Here is a 15,554-nt window from a genome sequence, read left to right on the forward strand (position 1 = left end):
ATTAAAAAATCAATAAGGTATAAAGAAAGACTTAAAAGGTATCGAGTGGCTAAATTATTAATAAAACAATTTTTATTTGAGTTGTAAGAATAGAGGACTTAAAAAAGGAAGAGAAAATTCTCTTCCTTTGATTAGTTTTTAGGCTCAGGTGGTGTCATTCCAAACTGTAAATAAGATTGGTTCGTTGCAATGCGACCTCGCGCGGTACGCATCACATAACCTTGTTGAATTAAATACGGTTCAATCACATCTTCAAGTGTGCCGCTATCTTCAGCCATTGCTGCTGCAAGCGCTTCGACTCCAGCAGGGCCGCCATCAAAACGCTCTAGCAGCATGCTCAAATAACGGCGATCTAGGGTGTCTAAGCCAGCTTTATCAACATTGAGCATATCAAGCGCACGCTGTGCCATTTCATGGGTCACTTCGCCTGTGCCTTTTACTTGGGCATAGTCACGAACACGTCGTAATAAACGATTGGCAATACGTGGTGTACCACGTGCACGGCGTGCAACTTCTTCTGCGCCCTCAACAGTAATGGGTACATTCATCAAGTTTGCAGAGCGTGACACAATATGAGTGAGGTCTTCTACAGAGTAAAACTCAAGACGTTGCACAATACCGAAACGGTCACGTAGAGGTGAGGTGAGCAAACCTGCACGTGTTGTAGCCGCGACCAGTGTAAACGGGGGTAAATCGAGTTTAATTGAACGAGCAGCAGGCCCTTCACCAATCATAATATCTAATTGGTAGTCTTCCATCGCTGGATAAAGAATTTCTTCAATCACTGGAGAAAGGCGGTGAATTTCATCAATGAACAAGACGTCGCCTTCTTCAAGGTTGGTCAGCATTGCAGCTAAGTCGCCCGCACGCTCTAAAACTGGCCCTGAAGTAGATTTAAGATTACCGCCCATTTCACGCGCAATAATGTTGGCAAGGGTGGTTTTACCTAAGCCCGGTGGACCAAAAATCAGCGTGTGGTCGAGTGCTTCACCACGACCGCGAGCTGCGCCAATGAAAATTTCCATTTGCTCGCGTACTACAGGCTGTCCGATGTAGTCGGCAAGAGAAGTTGGTCGAATAGCCCGATCAAAATGATCTTCAGGCTTTTCCGCTCCACTGATTAGACGGTCTTGCATAATTGTTTTACTTCATCATTGATTTAAGAGCAGCACGAATAATATCGGCTGATTCTGTGTAATCGGCTTTAACCGCAGCAACAGCTTTTTGCGCTTCAAGTGGCTTATAACCTAAAGATTGCAAAGCGGCTTCTGCTTCTGCCACAGGCGAGTTTGCAGCAAACTGAATTTGAGGCAGGCTAGCTGAAGTAGAAGTACCTTGGGCTAATGTTTTGAAACGGTCACGAAGCTCAATCATTAAACGTTCAGCTGTTTTTTTACCAACACCCGGAACTTTTACTAACGTGTTAATGTCGTCATGCTCAATTGTGTGAACCAATAGCTCAACGCTTAGTGTCGATAGAATACCCAATGCCATTTTCGGACCAACACCATTTACTTTTAATAAGGTGCGGAAAATTGTTTTCTCTTGAGCATCACTAAAACCGTAGAGTTGTTGAGCATCTTCACGAACAACTAAATGGGTCCATAGCGTAACTTTCTGGCCTTTTTGTAATTGGCAAAATGTTGAAAGTGGCGTATCAATTTCATAACCCACACCATTTACATTCAGTAAGACAGTAGGGGCTTCTAGGGCAAACACTTCGCCAATTAAACATCCGATCATAGATTAATTTCACTTATTCATAACTGTAAATCTGGTCGTTTTAACATTAATTGAAAACGACACTGGTTTTATTTCTTTCTATATTAAGCCAGCTTAAAACAAGCCAATTTTATTACCTTGTAGCTCTTGAGCCAAGCTATAAGCCTGATGATCTGAAAACTTACTGATAATATCGAGTACTTGCATAATATTGCTGTAATGATTATTGCTAAAGTTAGCACCATACAAATTAAGGATAGACATTAAACGTTGTTCTTTAAAGCTTAAAGATTTATGTGGTGTGGTCAGCGGTACAAAAGCATCTAAAATCGTTTGCAAACTTTGATGCGCAATAATTTCTAAGCCAGACTTTTGTGGATGCTCAAAAATTTTATCACGCGCTAGATTTTTGGCTGTTTCGATACCAATTGCAATATCGGGTGAGCAATATTGTAAAAGGTTACCTTTAAGCTGACCTGTAATGATTTCATAATGATGTTTAGCAAAAGCTGTGGTGACTTCATCCACAAGCCGTTTCATAACACGACCACGTAATGCCGAAATCTTTTGTTGCCATGTACTATTTGGATGTGACAATTCTTCAGGCTGACCATAGTCGGCAATAAGGTTTAAGAAAATTGGCTCAACTTCTTGGTAACTCAGCATATTTAAGATAATGCCATCTTCTAAGTCAATTAAGGCATAGCAAATGTCATCCGCAGCTTCTAACAAATAGGTGAGTGGGTGACGGCAATAATGATATTCACCTAACTGAATAAGTCCGAGCTGTTCGGCAATCTGTTTTAAAATTTCTTTTTCAGATTGATAACAACCAAACTTTGCTCGTTGATGAGAAGGGCGATCACCTTGTGACGCAATCGTTTTTGAAAGCCATGGATACTTTAAATAAGCACCTAGGGTTGCATAGGTTAAGCGCATTCCTCCATCATTTGGATGATAGTCAATGCGACTTAATAAACGTAATCCTTGAGCATTACCTTCAAACTGACGTACATCGGCCTCTTCTTCAGGACTTAGCTTTTTTAAAAAATCATCATGTGAAGCATCGTCGAACCATTCGCGAATTGCGTATTCACCTGCATGTCCGAAAGGTGGGTTGCCAATGTCGTGGGCAAGACAAGCTGCTTGAATAATTGCGCCGACATCAGCAGGAGAAATCCAGACGGGTAATTCATTTTTAATTTTTTCTGCGGCAAGCATACCCATTGAGCGGCCAATACAGGAAACTTCAAGTGAGTGAGTTAAACGGGTATGAATGCCATCATGCTGTGCGAGTGGGTGAACTTGCGTCTTACGGTTTAGCTGACGAAAACTTTGAGAAAATATAATACGGTCATAATCTTTATGGAATGGGCTACGAGCCAGTTCTGTACTGCTTTTTTTACTACCTAAACGAACTGCAGAAAGCAGCTCTAACCAACGCATTTGTTCCATTTATCATTATTCAAAACTGTAAAACCTGATCATGCCAAAAAAAAGTTAAAAGCACTAGCTTGGTGCGACATAGTTTGTCTTAGTTCAGGTTTTATTATGTTATTGAATAAACATGAAACAATTTATTTTTAGCTAGAATGCCTAAAAAAATGATTTTGAACAAAAAACTACTCACTTCTTGCAGAATTAGGTTACAGAATACTGATTCTACATCTAGCTGATTTTAGCAAGAAGCAGTAGAATATGCGCTCTCTCTAAAGTCACATTGCGGTAAGGTTCACAAGACCTGCCCGTGGAGCCAAAATCAACATGTTTATCGTGGCCGGTGCAGCAGCACATTCTTCTTTTAAGAAAGCTCAACTATTAACACGTTTATCGTCAATTAGTTCTGTTCAATCTTTTGACAGCCAATGGGTCTATTTGTTTGATCAAGCGCTCAACGAGCAGCAACATCAATCTGCTTTGCAATTATTGAATGACGGTGAGTCTTTTGAACTTCGTCAATCTGCAAGTGATGAGATTCAGATTTTAGTTACACCACGTGTGGGTACTATTTCACCTTGGTCTTCTAAAGCAACTGATATTTTCAAAAACTGTAATACACCAGTACACCGTTTAGAACGTGGTCTTTTATTCACGTTAAAAGGTGTTACTGAAATTACGAATGAAGTTAAACAAGTACTTCATGACCGTATGACAGAAACAGTTTTTGCTCAAATTGATGATGCAAAAGCATTATTTTCAGAAACAGCTCCAAAACCATTAAATTCAATTGATATCTTGGGCCAAGGCAAAGAAGCTTTGGTTAAAGCTAACAATGAGTTTGGTTTTGCGTTATCTGAACAAGAAATTGATTACTTAACTGAAGCATTCGGTAAGCTTGGCCGTAATCCAAATGACATCGAGTTGATGATGTTTGCACAAGCAAACTCTGAGCACTGTCGTCATAAAATCTTTGGATCTGAATGGACAATTGATGGTGAAAAACAACCATTATCATTGTTCCAGATGATTAAAAACACTTATAAAGAATCTCCAACTGATGTGTTATCGGCATATAAAGATAATGCTTCAGTAATTGTGGGTTATGACACGATGCGTTTTTATCCGAAAGCGGATGAAAATGGTCACTTTGTTTATAAATATAAGAGTCAAGCTGCTCATATTTTAATGAAGGTTGAAACTCATAACCACCCAACAGCAATTTCTCCATTTGCTGGTGCTGCAACTGGTTCAGGCGGTGAAATCCGTGATGAAGGTGCAACAGGTCGTGGTGGTAAACCAAAAGCTGGTTTAACAGGTTTCACAGTTTCGAACTTAAACATTCCTGGTTTTGAACAACCTTGGGAAGAAAACTACGGTAAACCTTCACGTATGGCATCGCCATTACAAATCATGATTGAAGGTCCATTAGGCGGCGCGGCATTTAACAATGAATTCGGTCGTCCTGCGTTAAATGGTTATTTCCGTACTTTCGAACAGAATGTAAATGGTGAAGTGAAAGGTTTCCATAAGCCAATCATGATTGCTGGTGGTTACGGTAATATCCGTCCTGACCATGTAGAAAAAGATGCGATTCAACCAGGTGATTTACTCATTGTATTGGGTGGCCCTGCAATGTTAATTGGTCTTGGTGGTGGTGCAGCATCTTCTGTAGATAGCGGTACAATGGGTGAAAGCCTTGATTTCGCTTCTGTACAACGTGAAAACCCAGAAATGGAGCGCCGTTGTCAAGAAGTAATCGATACTTGCTGGCGTTTAGAAGACTTCAACCCAATCGTTTCTGTACATGACGTTGGCGCGGGTGGTCTATCAAATGCTATGCCTGAACTTGTGAATGATCATGAGTTAGGTGCAGTTCTTAACCTTCGTAAGATTCCTTCATTAGAACCGGGCATGAGCCCAATGGAAATCTGGTCAAATGAAGCACAAGAGCGTTATGTTCTTGCTATTCGTCCAGAATCTTTAGAGCAGTTCGAAGCAATCTGTGCACGTGAACGTTGTCCGTTTGCTGTGTTAGGTGAAGCAACTGAAGCACGTCACTTAACAGTTGAAGATCCATTATTCCAAAATGATGCTGTTGATATGCCAATGCAGGTGATGCTTGGTGGTACGCCACGCATGCAGCGTTCTTATGAAACTATTGAACGTAGTGGCGATGATTTTGACGCTTCAAAAGTTGATTTGAAAGATGCGATTTTCCGCGTATTGAAAAACCCTACAGTTGCGTCTAAGTCATTCTTGATCACCATTGGTGACCGTTCAATTACAGGTATGGTTGCACGTGATCAAATGGTTGGTCGTTGGCAGGTTCCTGTTGCAGATGCAGCAGTAACAACAACAAGTTTGCAAGGTTTCACTGGTGAAGCAATGGCAATGGGTGAACGTCCACCAGTTGCATTGTTAAACCCAGCCGCATCTGCTCGTTTGGCAGTTGCGGAAGCAATTACCAATATTGCATGTGCAAACATTGAACAAATTAGTGATATCAAACTTTCTGCAAACTGGATGGCTGCTGCTGGTCAAAAAGGTGAAGATCAAGCATTGTTTGAAGGCGTGAAAGCAATTGGTATGGAAATGTGTCCTGCTTTAGGAATTGCGATTCCTGTAGGTAAAGACTCACTTTCAATGCGTACGACTTGGAATGACAACGGCGAAGATAAAGCTGTAACTTCTCCAATGACGGGTGTAATTACTGCATTTGCTCCAGTAACTGATGTTCGTAAGACCTTAACACCTGAACTTAAAAATTTAGAAGATTCAGTACTTGTACGTATTGATTTGTCTAAAGGTCAGTTCCGTTTAGGTGGTTCGATTCTTGCTCAAGTATATAAAGCAATCGGTTCAATCACTCCAGATGTTGATAGTTTTGATGATTTCAAAGCGTTCTTCGCTTTAATCCAAGACTGGAACAATCGTGGTTTGATTCAAGCTTACCATGACATCGGTGATGGTGGTTTATTAGCTTCTGTAGCTGAAATGATGTTTGCTGCACGTTTAGGTGTTGCGTTAGAAAACCAGACTACTGCGGGCTTATTTGCAGAAGAAATTGGTGCAGTACTTCAAATTAAAGCAACTGATTGGGAAGCTTTACAAGCAGAAATCGCAGCTTCTAGCTTAAAAGATGCAATTGCTGTAGTTGGTCGTGTAAATAATTCAGATCAATTATCTGTAAATGGTTTAACTTTAGATCGTGCTGAATTACAACAAGCTTGGTCTGAGGTATCTCATCAGATCCAACGTTTACGTGATAACGTAGAAACTGCTGATCAGGAATTTTCATTAATTACTGACAATACGCATCAAGGTTTGATTGCTAAACCAACATTCGACTTGAATGAACCTATTGAAGCGCCGTTCATTAATACACGTCGTCCTAATATGGCAATCTTGCGTGAGCAAGGTGTAAATGGTCATATTGAAATGGCAGCAGCTTTTGACAAAGTTGGCTTTAATACGATTGATGTACACATGAGCGATTTACTTGCTGGTCGTGTAAGCCTAAGTGATTTCGAAGGTTTAGTGACTTGTGGTGGTTTCTCTTACGGCGACGTAATGGGCGCAGGTGGTGGTTGGGCAAAATCAGTATTGTTCAATGCTAAATTACGTGATCAGTTTGAACAGTTCTTCCATCGTGAAGAAACATTCAGTTTAGGTATCTGTAATGGTTGCCAAATGTTGTCACAATTGGCACCGCTTATCCCGGGTGCTGAGCACTGGCCACGTTTCCACCGCAATATGTCAGAAGTTTTTGAAGCTCGTAGCGTAAACGTTCGTGTTGAAAAATCTGTTTCTGTATTGCTTGATGGTATGGAAGGTTCAATCTTACCGATTGCTGTTGCACATGGTGAAGGTCGTGCTGTTGCAAGTGAAGCTAACATTGCAAGCTTGAACGCAGCTAACCAAGTTGCATTGCGTTATGTTGATAGTCACGGTAACCCGACTCAACATTATCCATTGAACCCGAACGGCTCACCTGAAGCGATTACTGGTGTTACTTCTAAAGATGGTCGTGCAACGATTATGATGCCGCACCCTGAGCGTACTTTCCGTGCAATTCAACACTCTTGGAGTCCAGAAGAGTGGACTGAAGATGGTGCATGGTTACGTATGTTCCGTAACGCACGTAAGTTTATTGGTTAATAGAAAAGTTGAAATAAGCCACCGTAAGGTGGCTTATTTGCATGTAGTACAATGTAAATAGAATAAATAGTAGAGAAGAAAAATGAAATCAAAAATCCATTTCCGTGAATTTGCATTGCTCATGGCATTGCTCATGTCGATTGTTTCTTTTTCGATAGATGCAGTTTTACCTGCTTTAGGTGAGATTGGACGTGTTTTTGAATTAAAAAATAATAATCAGTCGCAATGGGTCATCATTGGTATCTTTTCTGGCATGACCATTGGGCAGCTCATTGCGGGGCCTCTATCCGATGCGATTGGGCGTAAACGCATTTTATTCACAGGAATTATTATTTATTTTCTGGGAAGTTTATTGTGCTTTACAACACAAAGTTTTGAGTGGTTTTTAGTTGGGCGCTTTATTCAAGGTATTGGTGTTTCAGGGCCTTATGTTGCTACGATTTCAATTGTTAGAGATAAATACAGCGGAGCTCAAATGGCTCGCATCATGTCTTTAATCATGATGGTATTTATGGTGGCTCCAGCAGTTGCACCGAGTTTAGGGCAACTCATTATTCATTTCTTTGGTTGGCGTGAGATCTTTGTTTTATATATGGTCTATGCCACAGTGATTGGAGCATGGGTTGCTTTACGATTAGAAGAAACATTACTTCCTGAAAATCGTTTACCTATGCGGTTGCAAGCATTTCAAGAGGGCTTTAAAGAAGTTGTAAGTAATAAAACTACCATGAGTTATTTGCTATGTGCAGGCTTTTGCTTTGGTGGTTTCATTGGTTATTTGGGAACTTCTCAACAAATTTTTATGCAACAGTTTGGTAAAACAGGACAAGAATTTAGTGCTTATTTTGCTGTACTTGCTGGTGTGATGGGAATCGCCTCATTTACAAACTCTAAAATTGTTATGAAGTTTGGTATGCGTCCAATCTGTATTTATGGCTTTTTAGGCTTGTGCTTAATTTCTTTAATTTTCTTGGGAATTCAGCTTTTAGGCGTGGCTGTATCATTCTGGATGTTTATGCTTTATGCCTGCATTTTATTTTTATTATTCGGAACTCTATTTGGTAATTTAAACGCGATTGCGATGGAACCAATGGGGCATGTCGCTGGAATGGCATCGGCTATTATTGGTGCAGCTTCCTCTGTCTTGTCACTTATTCTTGCCTCTATTATTGGGCAATTATATAACGGTACATTAATTCCAATGACTTGTGGTTTTGTCATTTTGTGTGGTTTGGCTTTCGCTATGACAATATATGAGAATAGATATTTAAAGAAATCGGATGCTTAAAATTATAGGGATGACGATAAATCACTGAATTTTCAAATTTCTTCAAACTAATAGCTGCATATGGATTGTTGAAGCTCTTGAAGCATTTTAAAAAAATGTATAAGAGTATAGACAGCTTACTATTTAACCCCTTATGCTTTATTTGAGGTTGGTTCAATTTTTGCTTTCTCTGTAACAACGATAAAAAATCGGAGATCAAAATGATGAAAAATGAAAATCACATAAAAACGTTTTATAAAAAAGATATGGGCTGGCGTTTATTTGGCTTAGCGCTTGCGATTCAAATACTCTTTATTGGAGCAAATTATTTGGTAATGATGAGCTGACTTTGATTCTGAGGCTTTTTTAACGGTATGATTTCAAGTTCGCTAGTTTTGAGTCATTTTGCTCATGTTAAAGCTGATTTATTACGTACCTGAGTCACATCTTGAGTCGACTAAACAAGCCATTTTCTCTGCTGGTGCAGGTGGTATCGGTAATTATGAACACTGCGCATGGCAAGTGAAAGGAATAGGGCAGTTTAAGCCAGTTAAAGGCGCCGATCCTTATATCGGAGAGCTAGGTGAACTCGAACAAGTTGATGAGTGGCGTGTAGAAACAATCGTAATTGAAGAAAATGCCAAGACCGTAGCGAAAGCATTAAAGGCAAGCCATCCTTATGAAGAGCCTGCCTTTGAGTTTATTCAAATCATAGAAGTTGATTTTAATTAAACTGAGAGAAATCTGGTTTACGTTTTTGCATAAATGCTTGTACTGCTTCTAGCATTTCAGGTGAGTGAACGCGTTGCATAAAGATTTCGGCTTCATGATCAATACATTCAATAATTTGCTCTAAATTATGCTTCATAAGCGCTTTTGTCTGCTTTAATGATGCAAGAGGCAAAGCTGCTAAATGCTGAGCTGTTGCCTGAGCAGATGCGTAAGAATCTTCAACTACTTCATTAACTAAGCCTGCTTGTACAGCAGTTTCAGCATTGAATTTTTTTGCAGTAAGTAGAAGCTCAGCTGCTTTGTGATAACCCGCTTGTTGAATGAGTAACTGACTTGCACCACCTTCTGGAGAAAGGCCAAGACTTACAAATGGAATCTGGAATAGGGACGTGTTGTCAGCAAAAACTAAATCTGCGTGTAATAAAATCGTAACGCCAATTCCAATTGCCACACCTTTTACTGCAATAAGAAGTGGTTTTGATAATTTGGCAGCCGCTTTAAGTAGAACGAATGGTGGAACTTCTCCAGCTGGCCCCATGTTTGGATTTTGTACAAAACCCATAAAATCTTTCATGTCATTGCCAGCGGTAAAATCTTGCTCGACACCACGTAGAATAACTACTCGAACATCTTTATTAAGGTCGGCTTCATTCAATGCTTTGGCAATCCATAAATAAAGTTCGCCATAGAGTGCATTTTTTGCATCTGGGCGATTTATGGCTAAGGTGAGTACGCCACCTTCTAAATTTGCGTTTAAATGTTGATGAGGTTGTTGAATACAGCTAAGTGTCATCGTACTATCCTTGCTTTAAACCACGTTGTTAATTTTTAGGTTCTCATTATGGCGCATATTTTTTGTAATGAGCGTTACTGATGAGTTCATAAAAAGTGAAAATCTAATTATGTATAAATTTGACTATCTCGTTTTTATAGGGCGTTTTCAACCATTTCATTTGGCTCATATGCAGACCATTGAAATTGCCTTACAACAAAGCCATTATGTGGTTTTGGCGTTAGGCTCTGCTCAAATGGAACGTAATATTAAAAATCCGTTCTTAGCAATAGAGCGTGAGCAAATGATCTTGTCAAATTTTTCTCTAGAAGAACAAAAACGCATCCGTTTTGTACATGTGGTAGATGTTTATAATGACGAAAAGTGGGTGAAACAAGTCAAATCTTTAGTGAATGGCGTAATTGAACCTAACTCAAAAGTTGGTTTGATCGGACATTTTAAAGACGAGTCTTCCTATTATTTGAGACTGTTTCCTGAATGGATTATGGTTGAGCTGGATAGCTTAAAAAATTCAATTTCGGCAACACCAATGCGTGAAGCTTATTATCGTGGTGAAATCCAAACGGAATTTTTCCCTGTAGGAACGATTAAATTTTTAGATGAATTTAAAGAAACTGAAATTTATGCTGAACTCCAGCGCAAATATCTTATAGATGATAAAACCAATCTAAATTAATTCAGCTTGTGGTTCGTGTGCTTGATAAAGATCCTACCATACATTTGTAGTCATTGATGAAGTTGAAACTGATAACTGGGGTATTGCAGGTAAAACTGTTTTTGCGATACGAAAAAGACAAAGTTTGAGTACTTAAAATGCAAAATAATCCTATTACTGTGATTCAGAAACAATTAGAGCAATATTTTGATGGTTTGTATTTTTGTGATGTGCAACTTCTAAATAATGTTTTTCATCCTGATGCTATATATATCAATGTAACCGAGCAACCCATACTACGACTTAGCATGGCTGAATATTTTCCAATTGTTGCGAGTCGGATTTCTCCAGCTTCAATGCGACAAACACGACAGGATAAAATCAGTTCAATCAATTTGATTAATGAACGGTTGGCGCTAGTACACGTTGAATGCGTTATACACCCTAAATATTTTTATGATGCACTTACATTTGTGTTTGAAGATGATCAATGGAGAATTATATCGAAAGTATTCCATTATCAAATTTTAGCGGACTGAATGATTAAGCATCTGCCCAAAAGATAATTCGGTTGGAAAAAGGATCGGTGATGCTGAGTTCAAGTGTTTCCCAATTTGTTTTTTCAACCTGAGGCTTAGAAAATTTATAATCTTTTTTGCTTAGTTCGCTGTGCAGCTCATAAATATGTTCCCAATAAATACGGATTGCACTATGTGGACTTGCATCACCAAAATGCTCTGATAAATGAATAACGCAATCATCTTTGGAAATTTGTAAATATAACGGGAAGTTATCTTCAAATTGATGTTGCCAATCAAGCTGAAAACCTAAGAACTCAAGATAAAATGATTGAGCTAAATCAACATCAAAAATTCTTAAAATTGGAGTGATTGAACCAGATTGCATCATTTTTCCTTTTAACGTGTACCAAATTGTTGAGTCCAATAACTCTTTTGCTTCACAGACTGATCAGAAGCACACGCGATTGCGTAAGTGGTGAATTTTGGATTCATTAGATTACTACAATGCAAGGGACTTGTTAGCCATCTAGACATAACTTGCCCTAAAGTTTTTTGGCCACTAGCGACATTTTCACCATTGGCTTTACCAAGGGTATTGTAAATTTTTAAACGTGATTTTAAGTCCAGACCCGTTGAGCCAACATGCCCGAGAAAGTTGTGTGCAGCCATATCTTCACTATGAGAAAGTGCGCCTTTATATAAATTATTACTCCAGTTCAAAGGTCTGGTTGCTGGGAAATACTGCTGACCACATTGACGTGATTGCTGTCGGATCTGATTAATTGTGTTCAGTACAGCTTGTTGATAGGCTGGGTTTTGTAAATCTTGGCAGCTTATTTCATTGGATTTTTTTTGAATTTGAGCAATTGATGTGGTGCTATCAGTGGATATTGTTAATGTATTTGCACTACATGCACCGATAAAAAGAGTAGCAGGCAGCAAAGAGCAGGTTTTGAGTAAACTCATATCATTGCCTTAAAATAATTATTCTAATATTTTTATGATACGCCAAAGTCAAAGTATTGTGTAATGCTTTGCAAACAAAAAGCGAGTGTGAAACTCGCTTTTTGTTAGTTAATTTTATTAAGCTGTTTGAAGGGCTTTTAAGTCTTCTAAAACTTGTTCTGCATGCCCAGCAGCTTTAACTTTACGGTAGCTTTTAACTAAAGTTTTGTTATGGAAAATGAAAGTAGAGCGTTCAATACCCATTACTTTTTTGCCATACATATTTTTTTCTTTAATCACATCGAAGTGTTTACACAGTACTTCTTCTTTATCACTAATTAGATCAATAGTCAGTGCCTGCTTTTCAGTAAAGTTTTGATGCGCTTTTACTGAGTCGCGCGAAACACCGTAAATACGAGCACTTAAAGCTTCAAACTGATCTTGTAGACAAGAAAAACCAACAGCTTGTGTTGTACATCCTGGAGTTGAATCTTTAGGGTAGAAGTAAATGATTAACCATTCATTTTCGACCTCAGTCAAGTTCACTTCACCTTGTGTTGTTGGGAATACCTGATTTGGTAATTGGATATTGTCAGTCATTTCTCATCCTTCAAAAAAGCTAAATTTGATCTAATTCAAGTGGTAAAAAAGCATATTCTTCATGATAAACAATATCGAGCTTTCTTACAGGAATTGGTTTGTTAAAAATTGGGCCATCAATCACAGTCGTATGAAATTCACCACCTTCACCACATGGATCAATACCACGGTTTTCAAGTTCTTTTATATATTCTAAGGTTAAAGTTTTTCCTAAATCTTCAATTGTCATTCCTAGTTTTAAGTTCACTGTTACAAGCACACTACGGAAACCAAGATTGATAAATTCTTCAACAACTTCACGATGTGGACGAAGCCAAAGAGGCATTCCTAATTTGAGTCCTACCTGTTGAGTTATTCGATCATGCCAACACCCATGTTCAGGCATATCCAGATCGCCTGTAACAAGTACCTCGGCACCTTGTTGTTTTGCCTGAATGAGTAATTCAATAAATTTAGCCTCATAGTCATTCCAGCTTGATGAAGCCATGAATACTGGTAAGCAGATTGCTTTAGCTTGTGCTTGAATAATATCGAGTGGCATAGCATGTGAACGAGAGCGCTGACCTTGTTCTTCCAGCATGACAATGAGCCCACTCACCGTGCCAGTTTTCATTGCATGGTAGAGTGCAAGGGAGCTGTCTTTGCCACCACTGAAGGAGACAATAGAGGTCTTATTTATTGCGTTGGTTTTCCATTGTTCTTGCATGGTTTATTTCAGGTGAATTGTTCAAGTTCGAAAAGATCATTTTAACAGAGCTACAAAAAAGCCTGCATAAATGCAGGCTTAATTTGGAATAACAAAAGCTTATTTTTTAGGAGCTTGTTGTTGAGCAGCTTTCATTGCATCTTCAGTTAATTTTTCAAGTTTAGTTGTTAACTGAGGACCGAAACATGCTTTAAGATCACGGTTTTGTTGTTGTACAAATCCTAGAGAGCTTGGGCTTTTCTTCGCATTGATTGCACTTTGGATTTCCCATTTTTGTGCTTCAGTCACTTTACCTTGTGCTTCAACTTGGCAGCTACAGAATTTGCTAACTTCAGATGAACTTAGTTTACCGCCTTTAGCTGTTTGATCTTTACAAACGTTAACTAATGCACCTTTAACGTTAGTACTTTTATATGCTGCTTGAACTGGGTTTTCGGCAGCATGTGCTGCACCAGCCATAAGAGCAACTGTTGAAAACAAAGATGAAAGAATAAGATTTGATTTTAACAACTTCATAAATTTTACCTACTTATTACGGTATATAGCGTGTTGGGTCGGCAACACCAGCCTCGATAAAGCCTTCTTTACGCAAACGGCAACTGTCACATTTGCCACACGCACGTCCTTGAGCATCTGCTTGGTAGCAAGATACCGTTTGACTATAGTCTACGCCATGTTCAATCCCTAAACGTATAATATTCGCTTTGGATAAATGTAACAGTGGTGTTTCAAATTTAAGTGGTTTTCCTTCTACGCCAGCTTTAGTTGCTAAGCGTGCCATATTCGCAAAAGCATCAATAAATTCAGGACGACAATCAGGATATCCTGAATAATCAACAGCATTGATACCTATAACAATCGCTTCGGCATTAAATACTTCTGCTGCTGCTAGAGCATAAGAGAGGAAAATAGTGTTACGTGCTGGTACATAAGTTACAGGAATACCTTCTTGTAACTGTTCTGGTACGGCAATGTTGTGGTCTGTAAGTGCAGATCCGCCTAAATTCGCCAAATCGATATTAATTACACGATGTTCAACACCTGCACGTTGAGCTAATGCTTTTGCTGCATCTAGTTCAGTCGTTGAGCGTTGGCCATACATAAAACTAATAGCAATACATTCATAGCGTGCTTGTGCCCAAGCTAGGCAAGTGGTTGAGTCTAAGCCGCCTGAAAGCAAAACAATGGCACGAGGGCGCATATTTTTCTCCATATTCGGAATGATTTATTTTATTGAGTGATTAACGACCTGATTCATCGTTCCAAAGCAGTTTATGTAACTGAAGTTGGAAGCGAACGACGAGTTTATCATCAAGTATCCACTGTGCTAGATCACGTGCTAGACGTGGCAGGCCAACAGCACCTTTTTCAACTGCAAAGGCAGGGGAGAACCAAACGGTACTGACTTTTTTATGCAGTTGATATTTTTCAACTTGCTGCTTTGACCATTCATAATCTTCGCGGTTACAAATGACGAATTTAATTTGATCGTGCGCAGTCAAATGATCAAGATTGCTGATGAGATTACGATGTTCCTCACCAGAAGTTGGAGTTTTTAAATCAAGAACTTTAGAAACACGCGAATCTACTTTTGAGACATCGAGCGCGCCACTGGTTTCTAAAGAAACATCAAAGCCAGCTTCACATAGACGTTGTAATAAAATCAAACAGTTTGGCTGTGCAAGTGGTTCACCACCAGTTACACAAATATAAGGTGTTTGATATTGGGTAGCTGTTTCAATGATATGTTCAAGTGAAAAACGTTCACCGCCTTCAAAAGAATAAGTGGTATCACAATAGCTACAACGTAATGGACAACCCGTTAGACGAATAAATACAGTCGGTAGGCCAGAGGCGTTTGCTTCACCCTGCAACGAGTAAAAAATCTCGGTAATGCGTAAACCGGACGCAGGGTCTGAGACAGGAATTGCAGAGGAACGTAAGGAAGCCATTCTAGAAATACCACACTATATAAAAAATAAAATCTCTACGATCAGTGTTGACCGTAGAGATGT

General features: G+C 39.1%; 17 protein-coding genes and 1 pseudogene. 7 read left to right on the forward strand and 11 right to left on the reverse strand.

Annotation, left to right across the window (positions count from 1 at the left end):
* Positions 1 to 131: 131 nt before the first annotated feature.
* The 3 genes from ruvB to QLG01_RS16520 form a co-directional block, all read right to left on the reverse strand.
* A complete protein-coding gene (gene ruvB, locus QLG01_RS16510; protein ID WP_004790665.1) occupies positions 132 to 1,136 on the reverse strand; it encodes a Holliday junction branch migration DNA helicase RuvB in 1,005 nt (334 codons plus the stop codon).
* Between the two features lie 7 nt (positions 1,137 to 1,143).
* Positions 1,144 to 1,743, reverse strand: coding sequence for a Holliday junction branch migration protein RuvA (ruvA, locus tag QLG01_RS16515; protein WP_005307546.1), 600 nt, complete (start codon positions 1,741 to 1,743; stop codon positions 1,144 to 1,146).
* Between the two features lie 93 nt (positions 1,744 to 1,836).
* Positions 1,837 to 3,177, reverse strand: a complete 1,341-nt coding sequence (locus QLG01_RS16520) for a deoxyguanosinetriphosphate triphosphohydrolase (protein WP_004790671.1) — start codon at positions 3,175 to 3,177, stop codon at positions 1,837 to 1,839.
* A 309-nt stretch (positions 3,178 to 3,486) separates the two neighbouring features.
* Between QLG01_RS16520 and purL the strand changes: the two genes are divergently transcribed.
* The 4 genes from purL to QLG01_RS16540 all read left to right on the forward strand — a co-directional run bounded on the left by purL (position 3,487) and on the right by QLG01_RS16540 (position 9,319).
* On the forward strand, positions 3,487 to 7,320 hold the full coding sequence (gene purL, locus QLG01_RS16525) for a phosphoribosylformylglycinamidine synthase (RefSeq protein ID WP_107882928.1): 3,834 nt from the start codon (positions 3,487 to 3,489) through the stop codon (positions 7,318 to 7,320).
* 82 nt (positions 7,321 to 7,402) lie between these two features.
* A complete protein-coding gene (locus tag QLG01_RS16530; RefSeq protein WP_199942878.1) occupies positions 7,403 to 8,608 on the forward strand; it encodes a multidrug effflux MFS transporter in 1,206 nt (401 codons plus the stop codon).
* 200 nt (positions 8,609 to 8,808) lie between these two features.
* Complete coding sequence (locus QLG01_RS16535; protein WP_005307535.1) at positions 8,809 to 8,934, forward strand: KGW motif small protein; 126 nt, start codon at positions 8,809 to 8,811, stop codon at positions 8,932 to 8,934.
* A 64-nt stretch (positions 8,935 to 8,998) separates the two neighbouring features.
* Positions 8,999 to 9,319: a hypothetical protein gene (locus QLG01_RS16540; RefSeq protein WP_005307532.1), complete on the forward strand. Its 321-nt coding sequence runs from the start codon at positions 8,999 to 9,001 to the stop codon at positions 9,317 to 9,319.
* On the opposite strand, the gene QLG01_RS16545 is transcribed toward QLG01_RS16540, so the two are convergent.
* Entirely contained in the window at positions 9,312 to 10,112 is an 801-nt protein-coding gene (locus QLG01_RS16545) for an enoyl-CoA hydratase-related protein (protein ID WP_005307529.1), read from the reverse strand. The genes QLG01_RS16540 and QLG01_RS16545 overlap by 8 nt on opposite strands.
* A 109-nt stretch (positions 10,113 to 10,221) precedes the next feature.
* Between QLG01_RS16545 and QLG01_RS16550 the strand changes: the two genes are divergently transcribed.
* The 3 genes and pseudogenes from QLG01_RS16550 to QLG01_RS16560 all read left to right on the forward strand — a co-directional run bounded on the left by QLG01_RS16550 (position 10,222) and on the right by QLG01_RS16560 (position 11,306).
* Entirely contained in the window at positions 10,222 to 10,788 is a 567-nt protein-coding gene (locus QLG01_RS16550) for a nicotinate-nicotinamide nucleotide adenylyltransferase (RefSeq protein ID WP_282496961.1), read from the forward strand.
* Positions 10,776 to 10,924 (forward strand): annotated as a pseudogene (locus tag QLG01_RS16555) (tautomerase family protein); the annotation flags it as partial. The gene QLG01_RS16550 and the pseudogene QLG01_RS16555, both read left to right, overlap by 13 nt.
* A gap of 1 nt (position 10,925) precedes the next feature.
* Entirely contained in the window at positions 10,926 to 11,306 is a 381-nt protein-coding gene (locus QLG01_RS16560; protein ID WP_282496962.1) for a nuclear transport factor 2 family protein, read from the forward strand.
* Positions 11,307 to 11,310: 4 nt separating this feature from the next.
* On the opposite strand, the gene QLG01_RS16565 is transcribed toward QLG01_RS16560, so the two are convergent.
* The 7 genes from QLG01_RS16565 to queE all read right to left on the reverse strand — a co-directional run bounded on the left by QLG01_RS16565 (position 11,311) and on the right by queE (position 15,491).
* Entirely contained in the window at positions 11,311 to 11,673 is a 363-nt protein-coding gene (locus QLG01_RS16565; protein ID WP_282496963.1) for a glyoxalase superfamily protein, read from the reverse strand.
* Positions 11,674 to 11,684: 11 nt separating this feature from the next.
* Positions 11,685 to 12,254 (reverse strand): CAP domain-containing protein, encoded by a 570-nt coding sequence (locus QLG01_RS16570; RefSeq protein ID WP_282496964.1) that lies wholly within the window; start codon positions 12,252 to 12,254, stop codon positions 11,685 to 11,687.
* A gap of 117 nt (positions 12,255 to 12,371) precedes the next feature.
* The gene (locus QLG01_RS16575; protein WP_282496965.1) at positions 12,372 to 12,833 is read right to left on the reverse strand and encodes a peroxiredoxin; all 462 of its coding nucleotides are present in this window, start codon (positions 12,831 to 12,833) and stop codon (positions 12,372 to 12,374) included.
* A 19-nt stretch (positions 12,834 to 12,852) separates the two neighbouring features.
* Positions 12,853 to 13,539 carry a diphthine--ammonia ligase gene (locus QLG01_RS16580; protein WP_282496966.1) on the reverse strand — a complete coding sequence of 229 codons (687 nt, stop codon included), beginning with the start codon at positions 13,537 to 13,539 and terminating at the stop codon, positions 12,853 to 12,855.
* Between the two features lie 99 nt (positions 13,540 to 13,638).
* Entirely contained in the window at positions 13,639 to 14,055 is a 417-nt protein-coding gene (locus QLG01_RS16585) for a hypothetical protein (protein ID WP_003650267.1), read from the reverse strand.
* A gap of 16 nt (positions 14,056 to 14,071) precedes the next feature.
* Positions 14,072 to 14,740, reverse strand: coding sequence for a 7-cyano-7-deazaguanine synthase QueC (gene queC, locus QLG01_RS16590; protein WP_004790702.1), 669 nt, complete (start codon positions 14,738 to 14,740; stop codon positions 14,072 to 14,074).
* 40 nt (positions 14,741 to 14,780) lie between these two features.
* Entirely contained in the window at positions 14,781 to 15,491 is a 711-nt protein-coding gene (gene queE / locus QLG01_RS16595; protein ID WP_151767147.1) for a 7-carboxy-7-deazaguanine synthase QueE, read from the reverse strand.
* Between the last annotated feature and the right edge of the window lie 63 nt (positions 15,492 to 15,554).

Origin of the sequence: Acinetobacter sp. V89_4 (assembly GCF_029967875.1) — a bacterium.
In the GTDB taxonomy this organism is placed as follows: Bacteria; Pseudomonadota; Gammaproteobacteria; order Pseudomonadales; family Moraxellaceae; genus Acinetobacter; species Acinetobacter oleivorans.

Bases quoted from the DNA above. Each gene is read 5' to 3' on its own strand.
- ruvB (WP_004790665.1), bottom strand. From the start codon at position 1,136: ATGCAAGACCGTCTAATCAGTGGAGCGGAAAAGCCTGAAGATCATTTT.
- ruvA (WP_005307546.1), bottom strand. From the start codon at position 1,743: ATGATCGGATGTTTAATTGGCGAAGTGTTTGCCCTAGAAGCCCCTACT.
- QLG01_RS16520 (WP_004790671.1), bottom strand. From the start codon at position 3,177: ATGGAACAAATGCGTTGGTTAGAGCTGCTTTCTGCAGTTCGTTTAGGT.
- purL (WP_107882928.1), top strand. From the start codon at position 3,487: ATGTTTATCGTGGCCGGTGCAGCAGCACATTCTTCTTTTAAGAAAGCT.
- QLG01_RS16530 (WP_199942878.1), top strand. From the start codon at position 7,403: ATGAAATCAAAAATCCATTTCCGTGAATTTGCATTGCTCATGGCATTG.
- QLG01_RS16535 (WP_005307535.1), top strand. From the start codon at position 8,809: ATGATGAAAAATGAAAATCACATAAAAACGTTTTATAAAAAAGATATG.
- QLG01_RS16540 (WP_005307532.1), top strand. From the start codon at position 8,999: ATGTTAAAGCTGATTTATTACGTACCTGAGTCACATCTTGAGTCGACT.
- QLG01_RS16545 (WP_005307529.1), bottom strand. From the start codon at position 10,112: ATGACACTTAGCTGTATTCAACAACCTCATCAACATTTAAACGCAAAT.
- QLG01_RS16550 (WP_282496961.1), top strand. From the start codon at position 10,222: ATGTATAAATTTGACTATCTCGTTTTTATAGGGCGTTTTCAACCATTT.
- QLG01_RS16560 (WP_282496962.1), top strand. From the start codon at position 10,926: ATGCAAAATAATCCTATTACTGTGATTCAGAAACAATTAGAGCAATAT.
- QLG01_RS16565 (WP_282496963.1), bottom strand. From the start codon at position 11,673: ATGCAATCTGGTTCAATCACTCCAATTTTAAGAATTTTTGATGTTGAT.
- QLG01_RS16570 (WP_282496964.1), bottom strand. From the start codon at position 12,254: ATGAGTTTACTCAAAACCTGCTCTTTGCTGCCTGCTACTCTTTTTATC.
- QLG01_RS16575 (WP_282496965.1), bottom strand. From the start codon at position 12,833: ATGACTGACAATATCCAATTACCAAATCAGGTATTCCCAACAACACAA.
- QLG01_RS16580 (WP_282496966.1), bottom strand. From the start codon at position 13,539: ATGCAAGAACAATGGAAAACCAACGCAATAAATAAGACCTCTATTGTC.
- QLG01_RS16585 (WP_003650267.1), bottom strand. From the start codon at position 14,055: ATGAAGTTGTTAAAATCAAATCTTATTCTTTCATCTTTGTTTTCAACA.
- queC (WP_004790702.1), bottom strand. From the start codon at position 14,740: ATGCGCCCTCGTGCCATTGTTTTGCTTTCAGGCGGCTTAGACTCAACC.
- queE (WP_151767147.1), bottom strand. From the start codon at position 15,491: ATGGCTTCCTTACGTTCCTCTGCAATTCCTGTCTCAGACCCTGCGTCC.